The sequence below is a fragment of the Litoribrevibacter albus genome, from assembly GCF_030159995.1.
Taxonomy (GTDB): Bacteria; Pseudomonadota; Gammaproteobacteria; order Pseudomonadales; family Litoribrevibacteraceae; genus Litoribrevibacter; species Litoribrevibacter albus.
Genome location: NZ_BSNM01000003.1, coordinates 26,774 through 50,111 on the forward strand (window position 1 = coordinate 26,774; position 23,338 = coordinate 50,111).

A 23,338-nucleotide genomic window follows, 5' to 3' on the forward strand; every position below is an offset into this window, starting at 1 on the left:
GGCTGTATGTTTCGATAAGCTGTCGTCTTTTCCTATTGTGAAAAGTCTTATTATGAAAACTTGTATTTTGAAAAGTTGTAGTTTGATAAAAGTAGGGGCATGACCATAGATACATCAAAGGTACAGAGCCGTAAGGAAAGGGAATTTCAGCGAAGAGAGCAGGAAATTCTGGAAGCAGCTAACGAACTGTTTGAAAAGGATACTTGGGAAGACGTAACTGTCTCTCAAATCGCGGAACAGGCTGGTATAGGTAAGGGAACGGTTTATAAGCATTTCAGCTGTAAGGAAGACATCTATGCACGAGTTGCGTTGAGCTTTCATTATCAGTTGATGGAGGTATTTCAATCCATAGACCAGGAGCAGGGCGTTTTAGGGTTTATGAGAGAAGCTATTTCAGAGTCGTTCCGTTTTTATCGGGAAAATAACGTTTGTGCCAAATTGAGCTCTTATTGTAAACGCATTGATTTTAAGAAACGTATTTCTCCTCATTTGCGGGAAGAATACGAAGCATTAGACGTTGAGTTTGAAACCTTTTTTGGGGGGCTTCTTGAATCCGGGATTGCAGAGGGCGTGATAAAAAATCAACCGATTATGCACTTGATGATTGGTTTGGAGGCCACGTTTGAAGGCGCGATCTCGATGATGATGAACGACTCATATACCGATTTTTCGGAACTAAAAGAAGATGAGTTTGTCGAGGTTATCACTGGTTTCATGATGAATGCACTAGCTGCGTCTTCTGAGAAATGAATACAAAAATCAAAAAATAACAGTCCAACAATGGAAGTTGGGTATTAGGGGGAAATATGAATAAGTCTATGTGGATAGCAATTGCTCTTTCAATTGGGCTCTTGCTTTGGGTGTTATCTGGCCCAGGACGTTCAACATCGGAAGTTACTCAAAGAGAAGACGCCCCGTTGATGAAAGTTCAGGTTGAGACCGTTGCAGCTGAATTTGTGGACATTAAAGTCAAGATGCAAGGTGAACTTTTGCCCGCCCGCTCTGTGGTATTGAGAGCAGAAACCCAGGGCCGAATTGCTGCGGTTGACGTAGATAAAGCGCAACCTGTTGGTTTGGAGCAAACGTTATTAACGATTGCTATGGATGACAGGGCTGCTCGATTGGACGAGGCCAAGGCTGAAGTTCTGAAGGCTGAAAGTGATCTGGAAGCCAATCGTAAACTGTTTAAACGTGGCCTTTTGTCCGCGAGTCAGTTAAATCAGGATGAAGCTAAGTACGCATCTGCAAAAGCACAGCTGAGTCAAATAAAGAACGAGATTGATCACACCCGAGTGAAAGCGCCCTTTGATGGCATCATTGATGACCGCTTTGTTGAGGTAGGGGATTATGTGAAAAGTGGCGATGACTTAGCGCGTGTATTGGATATTAATACGGTAAAAATGACGGGTTGGGTGCCTCAACAGCGAGCGGCTTCTTTGGCTAAAGGCCAATCAGTAACCACTACATTGGTAAACGGTGAAACTCTGAAAGGTGTGATCAGCTATGTGGCTCCGCAAGCCAATACTGACACCCGTGCTTTCAAGGTAGAAGTAACGATTAAGCCTGAGTCTCAAATCAAGTTGTTGGGATCTAGTGTCAGTGCGGAAATAACTACCCAGCGTCAAAAAGCGCATTTCTTATCAGCTTCTGTGATCAGCTTGGGAGCCAACGGTGTTCTTCTGGTAAAAGCGGTTACGGAGGACGCAGTGGTTGAATCCTATCCTGTGGACGTCATTCAAAGTGAATCCTCTGGCTTATGGCTAACAGGTCTGCCTGAGCAGGTCACTGTGATTACTATGGGACAAGGCTTTGTGGTTGATGGTCAGAAAGTGGAGCCTGTCGTAGTTGGCGAAGAGTCAAAGGATGAAACGGCCACCTCTGTTGAAAGTACAAACTCGGCCACAGAAGCTCAGAGCCAGTTGGAAGGTGCGTAGTCATGGCAAAACTCATTGAATTTGCTCTGCAAAAAAACAGGTCGGTATTCGTTATCTTCCTGTTCTTGATCATTAGTGGCATCGTTGCCCTAAATAGTATGCCGAAGGAATCAGAACCGGATGTGGCGGTACCTTACATCTATGTGTCGATGATTTATGACGGTATCTCCCCGGAAGATGCGGAGCGACTGTTGGTTCGTCCGATGGAATCTGAGCTGAAAAGTATTGAAGGCGTAAAAGAAATGACCGCCTTGGCCAGTGAAGGGCATGCGTCGGTCACGCTTGAATTTGATGCGGGCTTTGATAGTAAAACCGCTTTGCAGGATGTGCGAGAAAAGGTGGATTTGGCTAAGGTCGAGTTACCTGATGGTGCCGAAGAACCTGAAGTGCATGAAATTAATGTGGCACTTTTTCCTGTGATGACCATCGGTTTGTCTGGGCCTGTGCCTGAGCGTCAGATGCTGATGATTGCCCGAGATTTAAGGGATGACATTGAAGCGCTGGCCGGTGTTCTCGAAGTTGAAATTGGCGGTGAACGTGAAGAAATGCTCGAGGTGATTGTTGATCCTGTCATTTTGGAAACCTACAACGTCAATCTGGAAGAAGTGTTTAACATTGTGGGTCGCAATAACCAGTTGGTGGCTGCCGGGGCACTAGATACAGGCAGTGGTCGTATGGTTATGAAGGTGCCTGGTGTTATTGAAGAACCTATGGATCTCTTGGAACTACCGGTTAAAGTGCATGATGGTCGAGTTGTTAAGATCGGTGACGTTGCTGAGGTTCGTCGTACTTTCAAAGACCCGGAAGGATTTGCTCGTGTGAACGGGCAGCCTGCGCTGGCGTTGGAAGTGAAGAAACGGATTGGTGCCAACATCATTGGAACTCTGGATGAAATTCGGGCCTTAATTAAGACTAAGCAGGAATTCTGGCCAGCAGACGTGGAAGTTGCCTACATTCTGGATAAGTCTGAAGAGATTGAAGAGATGTTAACGGATCTCTTCAATAATGTGTTGAGCGCAATTGTGCTGGTGATGATTGTGATCATCGCAGCGATGGGCTTCAGATCTTCGGTAATTGTAGGAATGATGATTCCGGGATCTTTCCTGGCAGCCTTGTTAATCATTGATGCTATTGGTTTTACGCTTAACATTGTTGTCTTGTTTAGTTTGATTCTTGTTGTAGGGATGCTGGTTGATGGTGCAATTGTGGTTGCGGAACTGGCAGATCGCAAATTAAAAGAAGGTGAATCTCCGAAGGCGGCGTATGCCGCAGCAGCAACCCGAATGGCGTGGCCTGTTATTGCCTCTACAGCAACCACGTTAGCTGTTTTTATTCCGCTATTACCTTGGCCTGGGGTGATGGGGGAGTTCATGAAATTCTTGCCTGCCACTGTGATCATTTGCTTGATTGCAGCGACGTTAATGGCACTTGTGTTTTTGCCTGTGATCGGGGCTGCGATTACCCGGAAGAAGCAACAAGGCAGTCTTGATCAGGAGGTTTCTGCCTCCCTGATTACCCGTGGCTATGGCCGTCTGTTGGGTGTCCTGTTGAAAATGCCAGCCAAGTTCTTCCTTTTGGTGATGATTTTGGTGGTTACCGCTTATGCGTCTTACTTTAAGTTTGGTAAAGGGGCTGAGTTCTTCCCCGACGTAGAGCCAGACTCAGCGCAAATTCTTGTACGGGCTCGTGGTGACTTATCTATTTATGAGAAAGATGCACTGCTTAAAAAGGTTGAAGAGCGAGTGGTTGGGATGCCTGAACTACTCAGTGTTTATGCCCGATCATTTAACCGCGCTGCCAATGAAATGCCTGACGATACCATCGGTGCGCTGCAGTTTCGTTTCATTGACTGGCAGGACAGGCCCAAAGCGTCTGCGATTCTGGAAGAAATGAAACAGCGGACTCAGGACATTGCTGGCGTCGTGCTGGAGTATCGTAAGCAAAACGATGGCCCTTCTGGCGGCAAGCCAATTCAGTTGCAGGTTTCAGGTTGGTATAACGAAAGTATCACCGAAGCGGTGGATCGTATTGTCTCAGTACTTGGTTCAATGGACGGGATTAAAGACCTTGAAGATAACCGTCCATTGCCTGGTATTGATTGGAAACTGAATCTGGATCGGGAATTGGCCGCACAAAACGGGGCCGACGTGACCTTAACAGGCTCTGCGGTTCAGTTAGTGACTACAGGGATTCGTGTCGCTGGCTATCGTCCGGATGACAGTGATGAAGAGTTGGATATTCGTGTTCGTTATCCTGAAGAAGCACGTAATCTGGAACAGTTTGAGCAGATTCGTTTACGAACGGATCGCGGAATGGTTGCCTTGGGTAATTTCCTGACGTTAGAGCCTGACCCTAAAGTCGGCAATCTAACCCGTGTAGACAGTCGTCGTGCCATTACTATTCAGGCTGACGTGCAGGAAGGGGTGTTGGTTGCGGATAAGTTGAAGGAATTACAGAGTCAGCTCGAAGGTGTGACCTTTCCAGCAGATATTCGTATTAAGTTCAAAGGCGAAGATGAAGATGCAAAGGAAACTGGAGAATTCTTATCTCAGGCGTTTGGTACAGCCATCATTTTGATGCTTTTGATTTTGGTAACGCAGTTTAATAGTTTCTATCAAAGTATCTTGGTGTTGAGTGCGATTGTTCTGTCTTCTGCCGGAGTGGTGCTGGGGTTATTGGTGACAAATCAGCCCTTTGGCATTGTTATGTGTGGATTGGGTATCATCGCGCTGGCAGGAATCGTCGTAAACAACAACATTGTTTTGATTGATACCTACAACCAATATCGGGCCGCTGGATACTCTGCGTATGATTCCGCATTACAGACGGGAATGCTTCGTTTAAGACCGGTGTTTCTGACCGCATTTACAACCGTGCTGGGACTGATTCCGATGGTGATGTCGATGAATATTGATTTGATTAATCGCTATGTGGCTTTCGGCGCTCCTTCAACCCAGTGGTGGACTCAACTGTCGAGTTCTATTGCTGGCGGGCTATCTTTTGCAACCCTATTAACCTTGTTGCTAACGCCTTGCTTATTGGTGCTAGGAGATAACGTATCGTCCTGGTTTAAAGGTCTACGACGGAATTCCAGGTTGGTGAAGAATCGTCCGCTGGAAGTTTCCGTTAACGTGCAGTCGAAACCCAGACGGGAAGTGGTGTAATACCGTCTAAGGCCTGAATGTTCAGGCCTTTTTTATTTAGGGGGTAAGGATGTAAGTTTTGTAAGTAAATGCTGACTTTTGTCAGAAATTCTTAGTACGGAGCTAATATCTGCTATCTTCAATTAAAAGCGCTACTTGCGTGGGTGGAATACTCTTACCTTTGTCGACTAGAGATGGCAGGATGAAACAGACGGAAAAAACGTTACTTGAGCAAATGAAAATCAGTGAGTTTGAAATTGCTCAAAGGAAACACCTGTTTTCTCTTACTTCTGATGATATAAAGCTTCTCAAAGCCTCAAAACCTCTAATCGATCGAAACCTTGATTACATCGTCCAAAAGTTTTACGAGCTTCAAACTGAAAACCCTGAAATTGCCTTATTGATTGGTGATGCAGATACCTTGCAACGTTTGGCTCATGCTCAGCGTAAATATGTCGTGGATTTATTCAGCGGTTTATACGATTTGGAGTATGTAAATAATCGCCTTCGTATTGGATTGGTTCATAAGCGAATCGGGGTTGAGCCTAAACTCTATTTGTCTGCTATCTATACGCTTAAGAGTCTTCTGAACGAAGCCCTGAGAGATAATATACAAGATCAGGACATCAGGATAAATACACTCAATGCACTTGAAAAGTTGATGTATTTTGATATCACCTTGGTATTTGATACCTACATTCGTAGTTTGCTTTCTGAAATTGAAATCGAAAAAGAAAAATCAGATCAGTATGCGATGGATTTGGAAGAAAAAATCAAGGAAAGGACCATGCAGTTGGAGGAAATGTCCCGTACTGATCCTCTGACTGGTTTGCTCAATGTGCGTCACTTAAACGATACCTTGACCAGTGTTCTGAGGGCTGCACAAAGACGTTCCGAACCGGTTTGTTTTGCCTACATAGATATTAATGATCTGAAAAAAATGAACGATACCAAAGGGCATCAGTTCGGTGATGAAATATTGAAGATGTTTGCTCAGACGGTACGAGCGGTGTCCCGAGCAGAAGACAGTTGTTTTCGATATGGGGGAGATGAATTTTGTGTCATTTTGCCTAATTGTGAATCAGACGCTGCTATCGATATTTACAAGAAACGGCTTGAAGATGAAATTGAAAAACGCTCTAATTTTGTTAGCTACAGTATTGGTGTCATTCAAACTGGCCCGCAGGATTACTTGGAGACTGAAGAATTAATACGTCAGGCAGATGACCTGATGTACCACCGAAAAGAGCAGGCAAAGCAGCGACAAACCTCGTCTGATGTCCTGGAGTTAAGGCACAAAAAGTTGGCCGACTAAGATTTAACCCGGTTGTAGACTTTCTCATAAATGAATCGTCGGAACCATTTGTGTAATGGGGCTTGGTGCATTCTTGCGTGCCAGAACATCGAAACTTCCATTGGTGGAATCTCGAACGGGGGTTCCAATACTCTGAATTTTGTTTGATCTACATATCGCCTGATGAAGTGGCTGGGCAGCAGGATGATGTAATCTGTGCTGGCTACAACTTCGAGTGCAGCGAAAAAGTGGGGAACACGAACTGAGACATTTCTCTTGTGTCCCATCGTAGCCAAAATCTCATCAATGGCACTATTTCCACGACCCGATGGACTGATCATGATGTGATTGAGCGAGAGGTATTGTTCCAAACTTATCCGGTCTTTTATTGGGTGCTCAGCTCGAACTAGGGCTTTGAAATGGTCGTGAGCCAAGACTCTTTGAAAAATATCTTCCGGGGGTTTTTTAGTGCCTCCGATGATCAAATCGACTTTATTCTCTTCTAATTCGTTCAATAGGTTTGAAGGCCAGTCTACGGCTGTCAGTTGAACGTTTGGGGCTTCCTCAGCGAGTAGAGGAATTAGCTTAGGCAACAGCGTATGAGTTCCGTAATCCGTGGTTGCCAGACGAATCGTCCCTGTGTGTTTTTTAGGATCAAACACTTCCGGTTCAAGAATATTGCTGACTTGTTGGAGAATGGCTGTGACGGCCGGTTCCAAACGTTCGGCCTTGTTAGTCAGTGCCAAATGTTTTCCGGATTTCACAAGAATCGGATCATCTAATGCATCTCGTAGCTTGGACAGTGTTCTACTTACAGCCGATTGGGTCAGATTCAATTGTTCAGCGGCTTTGGTTACGTGCTTAACTTCGAGCAGAACACTTAATGTAACCAGAGCGTTTAAATCAAATTGTCTTAATGTTTTGAGATTGATCGACATAGCTGCTCTGCTCACTTTCTTAATGATGTATTGTAATGATTATAAATCATGGGTGTGATTATTATAATGAATTTTATTTATGGTCTTTTTCCGTAGAGAATGTCCTCTGAATTAATATCGCTGTCCACACTGGATACTAGAGAGGGTAATCACATGTCTGATGCGTTGTTTGAAAAGACTTTTGAAATTCGATGGGCGGATTGTGATGCCAATCAGCATATGAGGCACAGTGCTTACTCGGATTTATGTGCTCATACTCGAATTGGTTTTTTGGCTGAAATTGGTATGACCTCTCAATGGTTTAAGGAAAATGGTATTGGCCCGGTGTTGTTTAAAGAGCAAACCGAGTATTTCCGCGAAGTGTTCATTGGTGAGCAAGTCAGAGTGACTGTAGAGACAGGTGAGCCGACAGGGTCTAAGAAGTCCGTTTCTATTGTGAATAAAGTTTATAAACCAAGTGGTGAGTTGGCGGCGCAGCATCAAGTAGTTGTTGGTTGGATGGACGTAGCAAAGCGTAAAGTCGTTGAGCTGCCTGAAAAAATTCAGCAAGTATATTTATCTGATATTGATGCGTTGACGAAAAACGCCACCCAGATAGAAGAGTTGGCTTAATTCTTTCGCTTGTTCAAAAAAGCGTAAATGTTCCTGAGTTCTATTTAGCGTCGTACGTTTTGGCCCCTGATGGGGCCTTTTTTATGAATGTTCATTTGTATGAATATTTCTGGGATAGGTGTATCTGGCGCTTGGAAATTGTTGTTTTCTAAGCGTAGGTCTTTGCTTGAGTTGTAGCATTAGGAGCGATTGATAGGAAAGTGATGAACCTGAAGAGTTGTTCACCTTGTGTGTTATCGTGAACCATCACTCGGTTTTTGGTAGTCTTGGATTAAATTTTGGAATTTTAATAATGAGGTCTATTAATGTTTGTGTCAGGAAGACGCTACCTTTACTTGCTTTTTATCTGTTTGACTGTTCTCTCAGGTTGTAAGTCCCAAGCTATAAAGGAAAATTTCGCTCCAGAGGTTTCCTATGCTGATAGTTACATTTCAGTTCCTCCTTCTCAATCGCATTTCATTAGTCTATTGGTTAGTGGTGATTACCTTACTCTTGAACTTGAACTAGATGGTTATTATCAGGCATATCTAGATAATCCAATGAACGATCAAGCTCTAGATTGGGCATATAGCAGTTTTGAAGTGGATAATCTTGAGTTTCTAAAATTTTTGGACCTCTGGGTAAAAAATTCACCTAAAAATTATTATCCCTATCTAGCCAGGGGTATTTATTTTACTCATATGGGCGGGCTGTCTCGAGGGACTAGGTATGCCAATGAAACCTCCAAAGAGCAATTTTTTCAGATGGAAAAATACTTTGAAAATGCTTTAGCTGATTTTGAGAAAACTGAAAGTATTCGTGAACACCTACTTCCAGAGTACTGTGCTAAAAGTTATATCTACAGGGCTTCAAGAAGAGAGTTATCTCGGAGTGAGCAAAAGGCTAATCTTATTGCTTATGCCGATGGAATGCTCAAAGCTCATCCATACAGTTCTGTGATTCGTCACTGTTTCATGACAAGTTTGTTGCCAAGGTGGCATGGTTCTTATCCAGAGATGATTAGTCAGGCAAAGAGGACTAAATCTAGGTGGAATATAAATCCAAAATTAAAAAGTTTGTATTTCAGGGTTCCAATTGATAAAGCTGAGATGGAAGTGTCAATCGGAAGGTTCTCTAAAGCATTGGAGATCTTAGATAAGGTTTTAGAGTATGGGAATGATGCAGGCGTATTGGCTGCAAAGGGCGATGTGTATATGAGATTACGAGATGATGAAAAAGCAATCCAGTTTTATGAATTATCTCTAAAGCAGGACTTGTATAATTCTAAAGTTAGCTCTGTTTTTACTCCGTTAGTCTATAAGGTTGCAATAGATGAGTTCCAAGCAAATAGATATGATCAAGCGAGAGGGATGCTAGATAAAATATTATTCATTAATTCTACAGATCATTATGCTTTATTGTTATATGGTCGGAGCTTTATGTTGGAGCAGAGATTTAATGATTCTGTTGGGTATTTAAAACAGAGTATAGATGCAAACCCATTTTTTCAGCCAGCATGGCAATATCTCCTGGCATCTCTTGCTCAAATTGGAGATGAGGCAGGTTTAACAGAGTATTGTTTACAGGCTGCTGTAGTCTTTCCAAGTGTTGAGTGTCCCAAGATTGATATTCGAAGTTAAGTCTGCATTAGGTTCACATAACGACTATCGAACTAATAGTTGTTTCATGTAGAATAACCGCCTCTTTGTATCCAGATAATAAAAAAACGGAGTGACGTTTTGAAACCGGTTAGCGTTGGTATTTGTGGTTTAGGCACCGTTGGTAGCGGTACTTTCAATATTTTAAAACGAAATGCCGAGAAAATTTCTGGCCGTATTGGTCGTGAAATTGTGGTAACACAAGTAGGTGCGCGTCGTGATAATCCTACGTGCGATTTAACTGGTGTCGACGTAACTCGTGATATTTTTGATGTTGCAAAAAATCCGGCGGTAGATGTCGTTGTTGAACTGATTGGTGGCTACGATGTAGCTAAAGAATTGGTGCTAACGGCTATTGAGCACGGCAAGCATGTAGTAACTGCAAACAAGGCTCTGATTGCGGTACATGGTAATGAAATTTTTGCTGCGGCTGAGAAAAAAGGTGTTACGGTTGCCTATGAAGCGGCAGTAGCTGGTGGCATTCCTATCATTAAGGCTATTCGTGAAGGTTTGGCTGCGAATGATATTGATCACTTATCTGGCATTATCAATGGTACTGGTAACTTCATTCTGACTGAAATGAGCCAAAAAGGTCGTGATTTTGAAGATGTTTTGAAAGAGGCTCAGGAATTAGGTTATGCCGAAGCGGACCCAACCTTTGATGTAGAAGGTATTGATGCGGCACATAAGCTGACCATTTTGGCTTCTATCGCATTCGGTGTGCCGCTGCAATTTGAGAAGGCGTATACCGAAGGTATCAGTAAAGTAACTCCTCAAGACGTTAAGTTTGCAGACGAGTTGGGCTATCGCATTAAACATTTGGGTATTGCCAAGCTAACTGAGGCAGGTGTTGAATTGCGTGTTCATCCAACACTGATTCATGAGTCTCAGTTGATTGCAAAAGTTGATGGCGTGATGAATGCGGTTGCTGTTCATGGTGACGGCGTAGGCGATACCATGTACTACGGTCCTGGTGCTGGTTCCGAGCCGACTGCGTCTGCAGTAATCGCAGACTTGGTGGATTTGGCGAGAACCTTTGATGCGGATAACAATGCGCGTCCGGCTCACCTTGGTTTCCGTGCTGATAGTATCAATAATATCGGTGTATTGCCGGTAGAAGATGTGGAGACTTCTTACTATCTTCGTCTTCAGGTTCAGGATCACACTGGCGTAATGGCGAAGTTAACTCAAATTTTGAGTGAACGTGATATCAGCATCGAAGCAATGATTCAGAAAGAAGCCAAGGGCGGTAATTCAAACGCGACCGTTGTTCTTCTGACGCATGAAGTGAAAGAACAAATCATGAATGAAGCAATTGCCGCGATTGAAGCGCTGGAGTATGTGTCTGGTAGCGTTACTCGTATTCGTGCAGAGCATTCTGAGTAACTGGTTAACGATTTTTAGATTTACGAATTAGGTTTTTAGCATCATGGCGATGAAATATATTTCAACTCGTGGTAACGCACCTGAGTTAACGTTTGAAGACGTTCTACTGACTGGATTGGCTTCGGATGGCGGTTTGTATGTTCCGAAGGAAGTTCCTCAGTTCACCAAAGAAGAAATCGCATCATGGCGAGATCTGTCTTACGCGGAGCTTGCTCACAAGGTAATTTATCCGTTTGTTGAGGGTTCAGTAGACAGCGATTCTCTGAAGAAAATGATTGATGAGGTGTATTCAGGCTTTGGTCATAAAGCGGTTGCACCTGTACAACAAATTGATCATAACGAATATGTGTTGGAATTGTTCCACGGCCCAACTTTGGCGTTTAAAGACTTTGCGCTTCAAATGTTAGGTCGTTTATTGGATTACGTACTTGAGCGTCGTCATGAGAAAGTTGTGATCATGGGGGCCACTTCGGGTGACACTGGTTCAGCTGCGATTGAAGGTACTAAAGCCTGTAAAAATGTGGATATCTTTATTCTTCATCCACACGGTAAAGTGTCTGAAGTTCAGCGCCGTCAAATGACCACCGTTGAAGGCGATAATATTCATAACATCGCCATTGAAGGTAACTTCGACCAAGCTCAGGATATGGTGAAAGCGAGCTTTGGTGATCAGGCGTTCTTACGTGGTGAGCGTAAGTTGGTTGCTGTGAACAGCATCAACTGGGCTCGTATCATGTCTCAGATCGTTTATTACTTCTATTCTGCTCTTAACCTGGGTGCACCAGAGCGTCCGGTGGCTTACTCTGTTCCAACCGGTAACTTTGGCGATATTTTTGCGGGTTACATGGCTAAGAAAATGGGCTTGCCAGTAGAGCAGCTAATTATTGCTACTAATAGCAATGATGTTCTTCACCGTTTCATGAGTCAGAATCAATACGAAGTTCGTCCGTTGAAACATACCATCACACCATCGATGGATATTGCCGTTTCTTCGAACTTTGAGCGCCTTCTGTTTGATCTTTATGATCGTGATGGCGCTGCTTTAGCAGACTTGATGGCTAAGATGAATGCGAAAGAAGACATTGTATCTTTGGACGAGTCCAAGCTTGCGAAAGCACGTGAGTTGTTCGATAGCTATGCTGTGAACGAAGATGTCACCATCGAAACCATGCAGGAAGTGTATAACGAAACAGGTTATCTACTTGATCCGCATACTGCCATTGGTGTGAAAGCGGCTCGTGCATGTCGTCGTAATCCTCGAATTCCTATGATTACGCTAGGTACTGCACACCCTGTTAAGTTTGAAGAAGCTGTTCAGCGTGCAGGTTTTGATATGCCAGCGTTGCCACATCACCTTGCTGATCTGATGGATCGTGACGAGCGAGTGAGTGTACTTCCTGCTGAGTTGGACAAAGTCCAAGCGTTCATCGCAGAAAATACCTTTAAGTAATCGACGCTAGTAAATTCATTAGCTGAAATACTTATTCAAAAGCCTGGCCTCTTTGTTGTAAAACGGAGGCTGGGCTTTTTTATTTATCTGTTCTATTTATTTAGCTGTTCCATTCAACAATGTTAGCGGGCTTACATTCCAATTGTTATGAAGATAATTCAACGTTCACTTCCGCAGGTTAATCACAATTTGGGCCTTGTTTCTCCTTTGATAGAGAGGCTTTTATTAGCTAGGGGAGTAACGGATTCTGAACAAATGGAATTTAGTTTGAAGCGGCTCCTGTCTCCTGATGGGATAAAGGGCATAAACTCTGCTGCAATGATTCTGGCTGCGGCGATTATCAAACAGCAGCGAATTCTGATTGTTGGTGACTTCGATGCGGATGGTGCAACGAGTACGGCCCTGAGTGTTCGTTGTCTAAAGGCTTTCGGTGGAAGACAGGTAAGCTATCTTGTGCCTAATCGTTTTGAGTATGGATACGGCTTGTCCCCCGAGTTGGTGAGGGATGCTGTTCGGTTCTCGCCTGATGTGATTATGACGGTGGATAATGGTATCTCCAGTGTCGAAGGCGTGGAAGAAGCAAATCGGTTAGGGATAAAGGTGGTTGTAACAGATCACCACTTGGTGGGGAATGAATTGCCTAAGGCAGCAGCAATTGTCAATCCTAATCAACCAGGCTGCGAGTTTGAGAGTAAAGCAATGGCGGGCGTTGGGGTTGCCTTCTATACAATGCTGGCTGTTCGGCGTGTTCTCAGGGAACAAGGGTGGTTTGAACAGCAAGCACTTGCAGAGCCTAACATGTCGCAATTTCTTGATTTGGTGGCCGTGGGGACTGTTTCAGATTTGGTTCCTCTCGACCGGAATAACCGGATTATGGTTGCCATGGGGTTGGAACGTATCCGTTCAGGTCGAGCGATTCCTGGAATTTATGCGCTTTTGCAGGTTGCGAAAAGACTACCCAAAAATCTCACCAGTACGGATATTGGCTTTGCGATTGGCCCTCGAATCAATGCAGCTGGTCGTTTGGATGATATGTCCGAAGGGATTGAATGCTTGCTCGCAGATGATCCAAACAAAGCTTTGGAGTTAGCGGCGAATCTTGATTCGCTGAATCGAGAGCGAAAGTCAATCGAAACCAGTATGAGGGAAGAGGCCGAGAGATTTGTGGATGCTTTGGTTTCCTCTCAGGGCTTACCTAAAGGTGTTGTGGTTTATCAGCAGGATTGGCATGAGGGGGTTGTCGGAATTGTCGCTTCACGAATTAAAGAACGTTTTTATCGCCCGGTGGTTGCCTTTGCAGAGTCGGGTGAAGGTATCATCAAAGGGTCAGCTCGCTCTATTCCTGGGCTGCATTTGAGAGATTGTTTGGATCTTGTTCATAAGCAGAATCCAGGGTTGATTCACAAGTTTGGTGGTCACGCGATGGCGGCGGGATTAACCATTGGTGCAGGCATGGTCGATCAATTTCAAGTCGCCTTCAACCGGGTTCTGGATCAGCATTTTAGTCATGTGGATTTCCAGCAGAAGTTATTAACTGATGGCGAACTTGCTGCCAATGAACTGACTTTGTCGAATGCTGAATTACTGACGATGAAATTCCCGTGGGGGCAGCAGTTTGCAGAACCATTGTTCGAAGGTGAGTTTACGGTTGATTCGATCCGAGTACTGAACGGTGGTCACATTAAGTGGGTGTTGTTATCTGAGTTAGGAGAATTGGTAGATGCCATTTTCTTCAATGTTAAAAACCCAGAAGGGTTTGAGGGCGCCTCTAAAGTAAAATTATGCTACCGTTTGGCTGTGAATGAGTTTCGGGATCGTCGTACTCTTCAGCTAATGGTGGAGTTTGCAACACTCCTTTAGTTGGGAGTGTTGCTGCCAAATTTTTTTAAACTTTCTTTAGTTCCTATTTCGTATATTTTTCTTCTTTCTTCTCGCCTTCTGTGTGATATCGATCAAGTTATCAATAATGAAAACTTCTAAGAATGTTAGTAATAATTTATTATTGATATTTTGGGATTCTTTGTTCAGAAAATGGAATTTTAAGGTCACTTATGACGAAAAAGAATGATGGCTTTACTCTTTTGGAATTACTTACTGTTATTCTGATTGTAGGTATATTAGCGGTGGCCTCTACTGGAAGCTTTACTCAACTGATTTCCGGTAGCGTTTCTAGTGTTGCATCAGAAAGTGCGATGGTAGGCTTTTATTCCGCTAAGTCTGAAGCTCTGAAACGCCGAACAAATGTCACTATCTGTGCTCTTAAATCCAACTCTCAGGATACATGTGGAACAAACCAAGCTGACTGGAAGAATGGTTATCTAATATTTGTAGATAATCAGGGCGGTGAGGCTGATGGTATTATTAACTCTGGCGATGAAATACTAGTCGTCAATCAAAACCATTCATCCGTTGTCGTTACGTCATCTAATACTTGGTTTAGTTATGATGGAGAAGGTCGATCCCAGGCTGGTACGGTAAGGTTCTGTGATACATCAGAGGCTGGTCGTTCAAAACTACTAAACATGTCTTTAATTGGTATCCCAAAAGTAGATGATTCAGCTGCGGGGTGCTCTTAATGAATTCATGTAATCTTTCTTCTCAAGCTTCTATCCCAAATACTTCATCAGGAATGACTATCCTGGAAGTGCTTATTTCTATTTTGATTTTTAGTATCGCACTCTTGGGGATGGCAGCAATGCAGTCTAAAGCGATGCAGAAAAATGCGTCTTCTAGTTACAAAACCCAGGCGATGAAACTGGTTGATGAAATGGGGGATATTCTCCGGGGTCAGGCATCAACAGGTAACTATTCAATTCTTGGAATATTTGAAGAATTGAAAGTTGATGGAGACAACTATACCCAATATTTACGTTCAGATAACTGTGAAAGTAGCTGTTCTTCTAGAGCTTTAATTCAGCATTATGTTGCCACATGGGAAAACACCATTGCTACTGAGCTACCGTTGGGACAAGGCTTTGTGAATAAGGTTCAGGTGAAAAATACTATTGATGGGGAAGACATAACAGTCGACGCTTACGAAGTAATTGTTATGTGGGATGATCGTAAGCTTTCAAAAAATTATAGTGGTTCAGACAATTTAGGAATCCAGTGCAGTGGAAATCCTAATGTAGATTTAGCATGTATGAAAACAATGATACTGCCATAGGATGGTTAATATGCACTTTAAAGGAAAAGGGTTTTCTCTGGTAGAGTTGTTAGTTGGATTACTTTTATCTTCTATTTTTCTTCTAGCTGTGACCCGAATTTTTTCTGAATCGGCCAGCTCATATCGATCTAACAGAGACGAATTGACCTTAATGGAAACAAGTCGTTTTGCATTACAGGATATCACTAAAGATCTAAAAAGAGCTGGGTATTTGGGATGCGTCCCAACCGGTTTGTATGAAGATGAGGATGATAACTCTGAGCGGGTTATTGTAAATCTAAGAGGGCCTGGTAATGCGTCTTTATATGGTTCAGGCGGGATGCAATTTAGCTATGCCGTCTATGGTGTCGATGGCTCGGGTGATAAACCGGATGTATTGAATGTTGTATACAGTCAGGACTTAGACATTCGAGTGCTGGACTTTAAGGGGCAGCACGATTTAGCAGATGCCTATGGGAAAGATATTATTGTCGATGCAACCAATGTCCTTGATTCCGCTGGTGCGCCCGTAATTCATGAGGGTGATCTGTTGGTGTTGAGTGATTGCGCGACTGCACACCCATTTGTCTTAACTGCTAATCCTGCAGTCGTGAGTTTATCGACAACTTCTGCGTATAAAGAAAGTGGAATTACCAAAGTTGCTGCGTTGGAGAACTCTACTAGCACCGTTGATGGCTTCCAGAATATTCAAAAGCCTTCGATGTTTAATGACTATGCAAGTGGTGGTGCTTCTTCATTAGGTAAGTTGTTCCATATCACGTATATGGTGGGTAAGTCCAAGATTGATCCTGATGGTGATAAGAATTCTCTCTTTCGCATAGTGAATGGTGAGGCTCCGTCCATTCATAACGAATTAATTAGTGCAGTGAAGGATTTCCAAATTAAGTACGGTGTTCGGGATGATGCTGCAAATGCTCAGGATGGTTTGCCTGATCGATTTATCGACGCTAATGGAAACTTTGATAATACCCCGTCTGCAGTTACGATCAAAATTACACTAGATCGCGGAAGTGATGAAGAAATGTTGGAGACCACCATTAACCTTAGAAACAGAGGGTTATAGTCATGCGACCTATAGGTATTGTTCAAAAACAAAAAGGAAGTGTGCTTTTAATCACGTTGGCTGTGATTATTTTGTTGACTATCTGGGGCATTGCTGCAGTAAAGAGCACCAGTTTCATGCTTCAGGGAAATCATAATGCCCGCCTTAAACAAATTTCTGTCGAGGCCGCTGAGTATGCGCTTCGTCAAGCCGAGAACCTTGTTCGAACTCAGGTGACCAGTAAGAGTGATATCGTTAATTTATTCACAGGCACAAATGGTCACTATAGCCAAGTTAGGGATGTCTCTCGGAGCCTGTCTCTCAGTCTATTGCCAATACAGTTTAATTATCGTGATCCCAGTCATTGGGTGAATGAGAATGGAAGTGTCCGAAATTGGACAGCAGAAGTTGATCGTCCAGGCTTTAGTGCCATTTCCATTGTGTACGATGATCGAGCGGACAGTGTAACGCGCATGGTTAAGCAGCCCTTGGCTGTGATCGAATACATGGGGCGGGATCGATACGATGTCATGACTTCAAGTGGTGGCTATGGGCCAGACCCTCAAGCCAAAGAAATGTTTAGAGTGACGGTTATAGGATGGGGGCCACAAGGCATTTCCTCTACGGTACTACGAAGCCATGTGGCATTAGCGATTAGATAAGGACGTCTGAATGAAACCCAATGCCTTTAAATATATTTGTTTGCTCTTCTCATTGATTGCTATTTCAACAGCGTTTGCTGCGCCAGGTGATCTAGCTGAGCGTCCTTTGTTTCTAGGGCACTCCGTTAAGTCTAATATCATGCTGATAGCGGACGATTCTGGGAGTATGGGATGGCGACTGCTAAGAACCAAGGAAGCCAAGACAATATACCCTTCGAAAAAAAATTCAGGTGATTCTTATTACATCAGTGACCATGGGTACTATGTTAGGTATGGAGAGTTATTTCCTGATTATGACTTAGATGGTGTTTTTTCTCATACTTATCAGGATTGTAACTTTTGGGGCAATTGCACATGGAAAACAGATGAGCATACCTACCAAGTTAAGAAACAGAATAGATTGGAGCTATGTTCTGGCTACAATGCTTTAGCTTTTAATCCATCCATTGAATACTCTGCATGGACTGGATGCCCGGGAACAGATGGATGTCCGTCAGAAGCTTCAAACTATAGTCTTCGAAATCATAAATACTATCTATGGAATGATAATGGCGACGGTAAATTACAGAAAGGAGAGTGTTCCACTAGCGCAAATGCTGCAAAGGTGGTTGGTAATCAAGATGCTGCCACACAGGAAAACTATCGCCTTTGGTATTCTTATTATCGAGATCGAATGATGGTATCTAAAAAAGCCATGGGAGAAGTGGTTAAGGCTAGTGATCAGCGCGTGGGTTTGATGACTATCAATGGCGGTAGTGAACCAGCTTTTGAGGTTGCGGAAATGGCGACCAAATCAGGAGATACAGAAGATAAAAAAAATCTGTTAAAAGCAATTTATAATGAAGCTTCAGGAGGTGGGACACCTCTTAGAAAGGCATTGAAACGAGCTGGTGAGCATTTCGCCTCTTCAAACGGCCCTATATTGAAGAATGACAAAGGAGGTAGTTGTCAGCAAAACTTTGCAGTTTTAATGACAGATGGGTACTGGAATGGTACTACTAACCCAGGTGTGGATAACGCCGACAGGGATGGAATAAAAGGTGATAGCACCACTAAGGATTTGATTAGAACGTCTGACAGCGATAGTTATTCGAATACCTTAGCTGATGTTGCAATGACTTATTATTTGAAAGATTTAGATGACGGCTTGGATAATAATGTACCTACACGCCCTGGTATTGATGAAAATTCCGCACAGCATTTGGTTACCTTTGGGATTTCTTTTGGGGTGAATGGAACGTTGGATGCAAACCCAACAGATCCAAATGAAACATATATTTGGCCAAATCCTCTTACAGAAGAAGGTGAGGATGAAAATATTCCAGAGAAAATTGATGATTTACGCCATGCAGCCTGGGTAAGCCGTGGTCAATTTCTTTCTGCTAAAGACCCTGATACGTTAATTCAATCCCTTAAAACGGCCTTTGAAGATATTGCTGATCGAACGGGAACAGCTGCTTCGGTTACGTTTAATTCTGCCAGTTTGGACAGCGGTAGTATTATTTATGTCTCCCAATTCTCTACCTCAGGTTGGTATGGTGATTTACTGGCGTATAAGGTAGATGGAACCAGTGGTGCGATTGAAGACACGCCTTTGTGGTCAGCCGCTTCTATCCTGACAGACCCCGCTAATAACAATAACCAGCGTGAAGTTGTGACCTTCAATGCGGACAGTAAAAAGGGTGTTGCCTTTAAGCAAGGTTTGTTGAGTTCGACTCAGGTTGACGACCTTAAAATGGCCTATGACCGAAATAATTCGAGTAACTCAGGTAACTACTACACTACAGCTGTGGACTATATGAGAGGTGCTCGAAATAAAGAAGGGCGTGACTTTAGACAGCGTAATTCCCGTAAAGGACGATTAGGGGACATCATTAACTCTTCTCCTGTGTACGTGGGAGGCGCTGTATCCAACTGGCCACCGTACATTGAAGCGGGCTATGGAAGCTATGTTGGTAGTGTTAAAAACCGGAAGGCCATTGTTTACGTGGGTGCCAATGATGGCATGGTGCATGGGTTTGATGCGGAAGAAGGCTCTGAAGTGTTTGCTTTCGTTCCTCATGGAATTGCGTCTACCGAAGAGGAAGGTGGGATGCACTATCTTTTAGATAAAGATTACAACCATCGCTATTATGTGGATGGTACACCGTCACCTGCTGATGCTTATGTTGGTGGTAAGTGGAAAACCGTTTTATTGGGTGGCTTAGGCGCAGGTGGTAAATCCGTTTACGCATTAGATGTAACTGACCCTGATTCACTTAAGGAATCTAATGCCTCGGATATTGTGATGTGGGAATTTACCTCTGAGGATATGGGATACAGTTTCGCTCAGCCAAAAGTAGCCAAAATGAACGATGGCACATGGGTGGCGGTTGTAGGTAATGGCTACAACAATACCAGCGATGGTCGTGCCAAAATCTTCTTACTTGATATAGCAACTGGCCGCGTCATTAAGGAGTTTGATACTGAGGAAGGTGGTCTTTCTTCCGGTTCATGTGATTCTTGTAATGGTATGTCGACAGTGACTCCTCTTGATATTGATGGCAATGGTACTGCCGATTATCTGTACGCAGGTGATGTTCAGGGTAATGTTTGGGTCATTAATGTTGGGAGTGACAAAAAGACTGAGTGGGTATTTGATAGTCAAGTTACTTACAATTCAGATGGAACTGTTCAAAGTTATGGCGGTGGTTTGATTGAGCCGTTATTTGTCACTAAAGATTCTTCATCTATTACTACTGATTTAGCTGTTGCGCCGTTTTATCGCCAAACCAGACAGAATAATCACTATCCTGCTGTGATGGTAATGTTTGGCTCTGGTCAATTCATGACTAATTCGGATGCAACATCCACTCGTGTCGAGCACTTTTATGGTGTGATGCATACCTTCGGGCAAAATGATTTAAGTATTGATACTTCTGGGGATTTTGTAGAACGTACAATCACTAATGCTTCAGTTCAGATTGATGGGAAAGCTCTTGAATTGAGATTGATTACTGGCGAGGAGGGTGAGGAAAAAATCGCATACCATAAAGATCCATCTGATCGACAATATGGTTGGTATCTACCGCTCCCGAATACAGGGGAACGGGTGATACACAGTCCTAAGATTGTGGGTGATTATGTTCTTTTTAATACCTTCTTCCCGTCTGCGCTAGATCCATGTAAATATGGAGCTGCAGGCTATTTGATGGCCGCTAACTATCGCACTGGTCTTGCTCCAAAAAGTTTATTGGACTTTAGTCGTGACGGTGTGATTAACGAAAAAGATTATAACTATGCCGGTACTAAGATTGAGTCTCCGCCTGCTGGAATATCAACATTAGGCAGTTCTGGTGTAGGAATCTCTGAATTTTTGGGCCCTGAAGTTATGATAATGGATTTAATGGGGCGTCAGCCAATTCGAAGTTCTTGGACGGATGTAAGATAAATGAAGAATAAAAAGGGCTTAGTTGGTAATACTGGTTTTTCATTAATTGAATTACTGATTGTTATCTCTATTGTTGGGATTTTGAGTTCTATAGCATATCCAAGTTACCAAGAGTATGTCATCGAAACACATCGAGAGGATGTGATTTCAGAGCTTCAATCTCTTGAGCTAGCTATGCAGCAATACGCCTTTGAAAACCATACGTTTGTGGGGGCTGCTTCAGAAGGCGATAAAGGTGTTCCTGATCCAGTCAAAGTATATAAACTGGATACTAAAATTGCAGAGCATTACACCGTGACTGTAAAGCAGGCAAGTGTAACGGGGTTTATTCTTACTGCGGTACCTAAAGGGAAGCAAGTTGAAGACCGGTGCGGTGTAATTACTCTAAACAGCAATCGAGTTTGGACTCTTGTTAAAGATAATAAAGACATGACATCTGATTGCCTCAGATAGCTATTGAGTCAGTGTTGTGTACATTGGTCATTTAGTTTGTAGTTGATGGACTCTATGAAAATCAAAACCGGTAATGTTGACGAAGCTAAAACTGTGAAGGCTGGTTGCGGTATGCGTTATGATCCTGATCAGTTGGGTGATCAAACGGGCTTTGATTTTCCCGGGATGGATTTGTGGGACAAGATCTTCAGTAAAAAGAAAGAGGAATCTGGATCGGGAGAACCACAGACTGACTCGGACTCTTAGATACTATCTAACGAGTTTATAATGCTTATGTAGTAAGTTTGATTGCCAGTATACTTTACTAGGAGAGTCGAAATTATGGAGTCCTCATCAATTTTTTTGCCTGTGTTAGGGCAGATCTTTCTCACATTAATAGCCTATATTGTGCTTCTTCGGCGTAAAGCTACCGCCGTTAAACAGGGCTCTGTTGATCGTCAGAAAACGGCGTTAGATAACCGGCAATGGCCTGAAAGTGTTGTTAAAGCATCAAACAATATCGCCAATCAATTTGAAACGCCGGTGCTGTTTTACGTTCTCTGTATCCTCTCCTACTTAATTCAGGCAGTGACTGAGTGGTTGGTGATTGTTGCCTGGATATATGTTGCTAGCCGTTATATCCATAGCTATGTGCATATGACCTCAAACTATGTTCCTTATCGAATGAAGATCTTTGCGCTTGGTGTTTTGATCCTACTAGGAATGCTAGTCTATCTCGCTTACTGTCTAATCTAAGTTTTGTTGAGACCTTCTGGGTACAACTAAACGAATCTTCTAAATGTGTCTTCTTATCAGAACCGTATATCGTCTTAGTTAATTTAAGATAGGCTTCTGTTGGAAAGTCGTATTCAATGAGAAGAATGCAAAAGAGGGCGCTTGGCGGTTGATTTTGTCGGTCAAACCATTTTAGAGTAAAAATACTAATTTACTTGTTTAAGATGTGATAACTTTCTCAAAAACGAAGGTTTTTGTGCTAAATGACGACAAGATGTCGTATTAACGCATGTGTAACTGATCGTAACTGGTTACTATAAAAACAATAAAAATTATTAAATCCAATAAGAAGATTTCCACTCACGTGTGAGAAATACCAATAAAAAGCTAGCAAAGGTGAAAGCAGTGAAAAACAATAATAACAAGCTGGTAAAACTTGTATCTGTTGTTACTCTGGCTCTACTAGGCTCGGGTTGTAATCTAATTTATAAAGTAACTGGCGATACTATGGCAGGGTACAGTGCGGATCATGCCGTACCGTTCATCATGTCTATGGATGATGCCGCTATGGGCTGTGCTTCAGGTGAAGCTATGTCTCCGTTACTTATGTCATTTGGTCGTGTGACTACTCCTGCTCATAATGTGGGTGTATTGCTTTATGCCTCTGCTGCTTCTTGTGCTGAAGAAAAAGGTTGGAATGAAGAGTTACGTTACCTTCGCGCATTAAAAGCGGGTGATGCGGCAGAAGCCGAAGATGCTCGTGAAGCTCAGAAACGTTATTTTGCTCTGGCGGCTAAACGCCAATATAAAGCCTACAAGCATATGGATGCTTACTTCGATGTGGCACTTGGTGAAGAGTGTGGTGATCTTGATGATCGTGAAGATCAGTTGGTTTGGTTAGTAGGTAACTTGTCTGGTCTTCAAGCGTTGAATAGTCAGTTGTCTTCATTGTCTGATCAGGGTATTCCTACCAATATCGCTTCGAAAGTTGGCCGTGCCGCTGAGTGTTTGAAAGATGAAGACTGGTGGGGTGTACCATCAGCTATGCGCGCAGTTGTTTGGACAATGGTGCCAGGAACAATGCCTAAAGGTCAGAATGCCTGGGCGCGCTTGTCTCAGTCATCGAAACAAGGTGAGAACGTAGGTGTTCGCCTTTCTCATGTTTTTGAAGCACTGGCTGCTTCAAATGCCAATAAAACGGATCTTCTAAAAGACGTGATCCGTGCTCATGCAAAATCAATTAAATCTATGCCTGTTCGAAAAGATGCCGCGATGCTTGATCGCATCGCTACCATGAATATTCGAGCAATTTCTGATCGTATGTGGACAGAAAAAACAGGTCATAGAACGCCTGCAGGTAGTCTTGGTAAGTTCCCGGATGACGTAGTGCAAGTAGAGACTTTGGATTTAGATGATTTGCTATAGGGTTCTATAGCAGGTCATTCAAACAAAGCACATAAATAATAATAACGAGATA

At 43.1% G+C, this 23,338-nt stretch carries 19 protein-coding genes; 18 read left to right on the forward strand and 1 reads right to left on the reverse strand.

Annotation, left to right across the window (positions count from 1 at the left end; translation table 11 throughout):
- Positions 1 to 99: 99 nt before the first annotated feature.
- The 4 genes from QQL66_RS01865 to QQL66_RS01880 all read left to right on the forward strand — a co-directional run bounded on the left by QQL66_RS01865 (position 100) and on the right by QQL66_RS01880 (position 6,392).
- Positions 100 to 750, forward strand: coding sequence for a TetR/AcrR family transcriptional regulator (locus QQL66_RS01865; RefSeq protein ID WP_284378105.1), 651 nt, complete (start codon positions 100 to 102; stop codon positions 748 to 750).
- A gap of 56 nt (positions 751 to 806) precedes the next feature.
- Positions 807 to 1,934, forward strand: coding sequence for an efflux RND transporter periplasmic adaptor subunit (locus QQL66_RS01870; protein ID WP_284378107.1), 1,128 nt, complete (start codon positions 807 to 809; stop codon positions 1,932 to 1,934).
- Positions 1,935 to 1,936: 2 nt separating this feature from the next.
- Positions 1,937 to 5,098, forward strand: a complete 3,162-nt coding sequence (locus tag QQL66_RS01875; RefSeq protein WP_284378110.1) for an efflux RND transporter permease subunit — start codon at positions 1,937 to 1,939, stop codon at positions 5,096 to 5,098.
- A 181-nt stretch (positions 5,099 to 5,279) separates the two neighbouring features.
- Positions 5,280 to 6,392: a diguanylate cyclase gene (locus tag QQL66_RS01880; RefSeq protein WP_284378112.1), complete on the forward strand. Its 1,113-nt coding sequence runs from the start codon at positions 5,280 to 5,282 to the stop codon at positions 6,390 to 6,392.
- Here the strand turns inward: QQL66_RS01880 and QQL66_RS01885 are convergent.
- Complete coding sequence (locus QQL66_RS01885) at positions 6,389 to 7,309, reverse strand: LysR family transcriptional regulator (RefSeq protein ID WP_284378114.1); 921 nt, start codon at positions 7,307 to 7,309, stop codon at positions 6,389 to 6,391. The two genes, QQL66_RS01880 and QQL66_RS01885, sit on opposite strands and share 4 nt — an antisense overlap.
- A gap of 153 nt (positions 7,310 to 7,462) precedes the next feature.
- Between QQL66_RS01885 and QQL66_RS01890 the strand changes: the two genes are divergently transcribed.
- From QQL66_RS01890 to QQL66_RS01955, 14 genes are all read left to right on the forward strand, one after another.
- Positions 7,463 to 7,921: an acyl-CoA thioesterase gene (locus tag QQL66_RS01890; protein ID WP_284378117.1), complete on the forward strand. Its 459-nt coding sequence runs from the start codon at positions 7,463 to 7,465 to the stop codon at positions 7,919 to 7,921.
- Between the two features lie 305 nt (positions 7,922 to 8,226).
- Positions 8,227 to 9,540, forward strand: a complete 1,314-nt coding sequence (locus QQL66_RS01895; protein WP_284378119.1) for a tetratricopeptide repeat protein — start codon at positions 8,227 to 8,229, stop codon at positions 9,538 to 9,540.
- A 99-nt stretch (positions 9,541 to 9,639) separates the two neighbouring features.
- Positions 9,640 to 10,944 carry a homoserine dehydrogenase gene (locus QQL66_RS01900; RefSeq protein ID WP_284378121.1) on the forward strand — a complete coding sequence of 435 codons (1,305 nt, stop codon included), beginning with the start codon at positions 9,640 to 9,642 and terminating at the stop codon, positions 10,942 to 10,944.
- Between the two features lie 49 nt (positions 10,945 to 10,993).
- Positions 10,994 to 12,394 carry a threonine synthase gene (gene thrC, locus QQL66_RS01905; RefSeq protein WP_284379348.1) on the forward strand — a complete coding sequence of 467 codons (1,401 nt, stop codon included), beginning with the start codon at positions 10,994 to 10,996 and terminating at the stop codon, positions 12,392 to 12,394.
- Positions 12,395 to 12,541: 147 nt separating this feature from the next.
- Positions 12,542 to 14,254: a single-stranded-DNA-specific exonuclease RecJ gene (gene recJ / locus QQL66_RS01910; RefSeq protein ID WP_284378123.1), complete on the forward strand. Its 1,713-nt coding sequence runs from the start codon at positions 12,542 to 12,544 to the stop codon at positions 14,252 to 14,254.
- Positions 14,255 to 14,445: 191 nt separating this feature from the next.
- Positions 14,446 to 14,970: a GspH/FimT family pseudopilin gene (locus tag QQL66_RS01915; protein WP_284378126.1), complete on the forward strand. Its 525-nt coding sequence runs from the start codon at positions 14,446 to 14,448 to the stop codon at positions 14,968 to 14,970.
- On the forward strand, positions 14,970 to 15,560 hold the full coding sequence (gene pilV, locus QQL66_RS01920) for a type IV pilus modification protein PilV (RefSeq protein WP_284378129.1): 591 nt from the start codon (positions 14,970 to 14,972) through the stop codon (positions 15,558 to 15,560). Before QQL66_RS01915 ends, pilV begins: the two co-directional genes overlap by 1 nt.
- A gap of 10 nt (positions 15,561 to 15,570) precedes the next feature.
- Positions 15,571 to 16,623 (forward strand): PilW family protein, encoded by a 1,053-nt coding sequence (locus tag QQL66_RS01925; protein ID WP_284378131.1) that lies wholly within the window; start codon positions 15,571 to 15,573, stop codon positions 16,621 to 16,623.
- A 2-nt stretch (positions 16,624 to 16,625) separates the two neighbouring features.
- Positions 16,626 to 17,264 (forward strand): pilus assembly PilX family protein, encoded by a 639-nt coding sequence (locus QQL66_RS01930; RefSeq protein WP_284378133.1) that lies wholly within the window; start codon positions 16,626 to 16,628, stop codon positions 17,262 to 17,264.
- A 10-nt stretch (positions 17,265 to 17,274) separates the two neighbouring features.
- Positions 17,275 to 20,694, forward strand: coding sequence for a PilC/PilY family type IV pilus protein (locus QQL66_RS01935; RefSeq protein ID WP_284378135.1), 3,420 nt, complete (start codon positions 17,275 to 17,277; stop codon positions 20,692 to 20,694).
- Positions 20,695 to 21,147, forward strand: coding sequence for a type IV pilin protein (locus tag QQL66_RS01940; protein WP_284378136.1), 453 nt, complete (start codon positions 20,695 to 20,697; stop codon positions 21,145 to 21,147).
- 54 nt (positions 21,148 to 21,201) lie between these two features.
- Positions 21,202 to 21,393 carry a hypothetical protein gene (locus QQL66_RS01945; protein WP_284378138.1) on the forward strand — a complete coding sequence of 64 codons (192 nt, stop codon included), beginning with the start codon at positions 21,202 to 21,204 and terminating at the stop codon, positions 21,391 to 21,393.
- Between the two features lie 75 nt (positions 21,394 to 21,468).
- Entirely contained in the window at positions 21,469 to 21,882 is a 414-nt protein-coding gene (locus QQL66_RS01950) for an MAPEG family protein (RefSeq protein WP_284378140.1), read from the forward strand.
- A gap of 384 nt (positions 21,883 to 22,266) precedes the next feature.
- A complete protein-coding gene (locus QQL66_RS01955) occupies positions 22,267 to 23,286 on the forward strand; it encodes a hypothetical protein (protein ID WP_284378142.1) in 1,020 nt (339 codons plus the stop codon).
- The last annotated feature ends 52 nt before the right edge of the window (positions 23,287 to 23,338 follow it).

What these genes read in the sequence shown, in the direction of transcription:
- QQL66_RS01930 (WP_284378133.1), top strand. Translation starts at nt 16,626, where the DNA reads ATGCGACCTATAGGTATTGTTCAAAAACAAAAAGGAAGTGTGCTTTTA.
- QQL66_RS01925 (WP_284378131.1), top strand. Translation starts at nt 15,571, where the DNA reads ATGCACTTTAAAGGAAAAGGGTTTTCTCTGGTAGAGTTGTTAGTTGGA.
- QQL66_RS01895 (WP_284378119.1), top strand. Translation starts at nt 8,227, where the DNA reads ATGTTTGTGTCAGGAAGACGCTACCTTTACTTGCTTTTTATCTGTTTG.
- QQL66_RS01880 (WP_284378112.1), top strand. Translation starts at nt 5,280, where the DNA reads ATGAAACAGACGGAAAAAACGTTACTTGAGCAAATGAAAATCAGTGAG.
- QQL66_RS01870 (WP_284378107.1), top strand. Translation starts at nt 807, where the DNA reads ATGAATAAGTCTATGTGGATAGCAATTGCTCTTTCAATTGGGCTCTTG.
- QQL66_RS01935 (WP_284378135.1), top strand. Translation starts at nt 17,275, where the DNA reads ATGAAACCCAATGCCTTTAAATATATTTGTTTGCTCTTCTCATTGATT.
- QQL66_RS01940 (WP_284378136.1), top strand. Translation starts at nt 20,695, where the DNA reads ATGAAGAATAAAAAGGGCTTAGTTGGTAATACTGGTTTTTCATTAATT.
- QQL66_RS01875 (WP_284378110.1), top strand. Translation starts at nt 1,937, where the DNA reads ATGGCAAAACTCATTGAATTTGCTCTGCAAAAAAACAGGTCGGTATTC.
- QQL66_RS01885 (WP_284378114.1), bottom strand. Translation starts at nt 7,309, where the DNA reads ATGTCGATCAATCTCAAAACATTAAGACAATTTGATTTAAACGCTCTG.
- QQL66_RS01890 (WP_284378117.1), top strand. Translation starts at nt 7,463, where the DNA reads ATGTCTGATGCGTTGTTTGAAAAGACTTTTGAAATTCGATGGGCGGAT.
- QQL66_RS01950 (WP_284378140.1), top strand. Translation starts at nt 21,469, where the DNA reads ATGGAGTCCTCATCAATTTTTTTGCCTGTGTTAGGGCAGATCTTTCTC.
- pilV (WP_284378129.1), top strand. Translation starts at nt 14,970, where the DNA reads ATGAATTCATGTAATCTTTCTTCTCAAGCTTCTATCCCAAATACTTCA.
- QQL66_RS01915 (WP_284378126.1), top strand. Translation starts at nt 14,446, where the DNA reads ATGACGAAAAAGAATGATGGCTTTACTCTTTTGGAATTACTTACTGTT.
- recJ (WP_284378123.1), top strand. Translation starts at nt 12,542, where the DNA reads ATGAAGATAATTCAACGTTCACTTCCGCAGGTTAATCACAATTTGGGC.
- QQL66_RS01945 (WP_284378138.1), top strand. Translation starts at nt 21,202, where the DNA reads ATGAAAATCAAAACCGGTAATGTTGACGAAGCTAAAACTGTGAAGGCT.
- QQL66_RS01865 (WP_284378105.1), top strand. Translation starts at nt 100, where the DNA reads ATGACCATAGATACATCAAAGGTACAGAGCCGTAAGGAAAGGGAATTT.
- thrC (WP_284379348.1), top strand. Translation starts at nt 10,994, where the DNA reads ATGAAATATATTTCAACTCGTGGTAACGCACCTGAGTTAACGTTTGAA.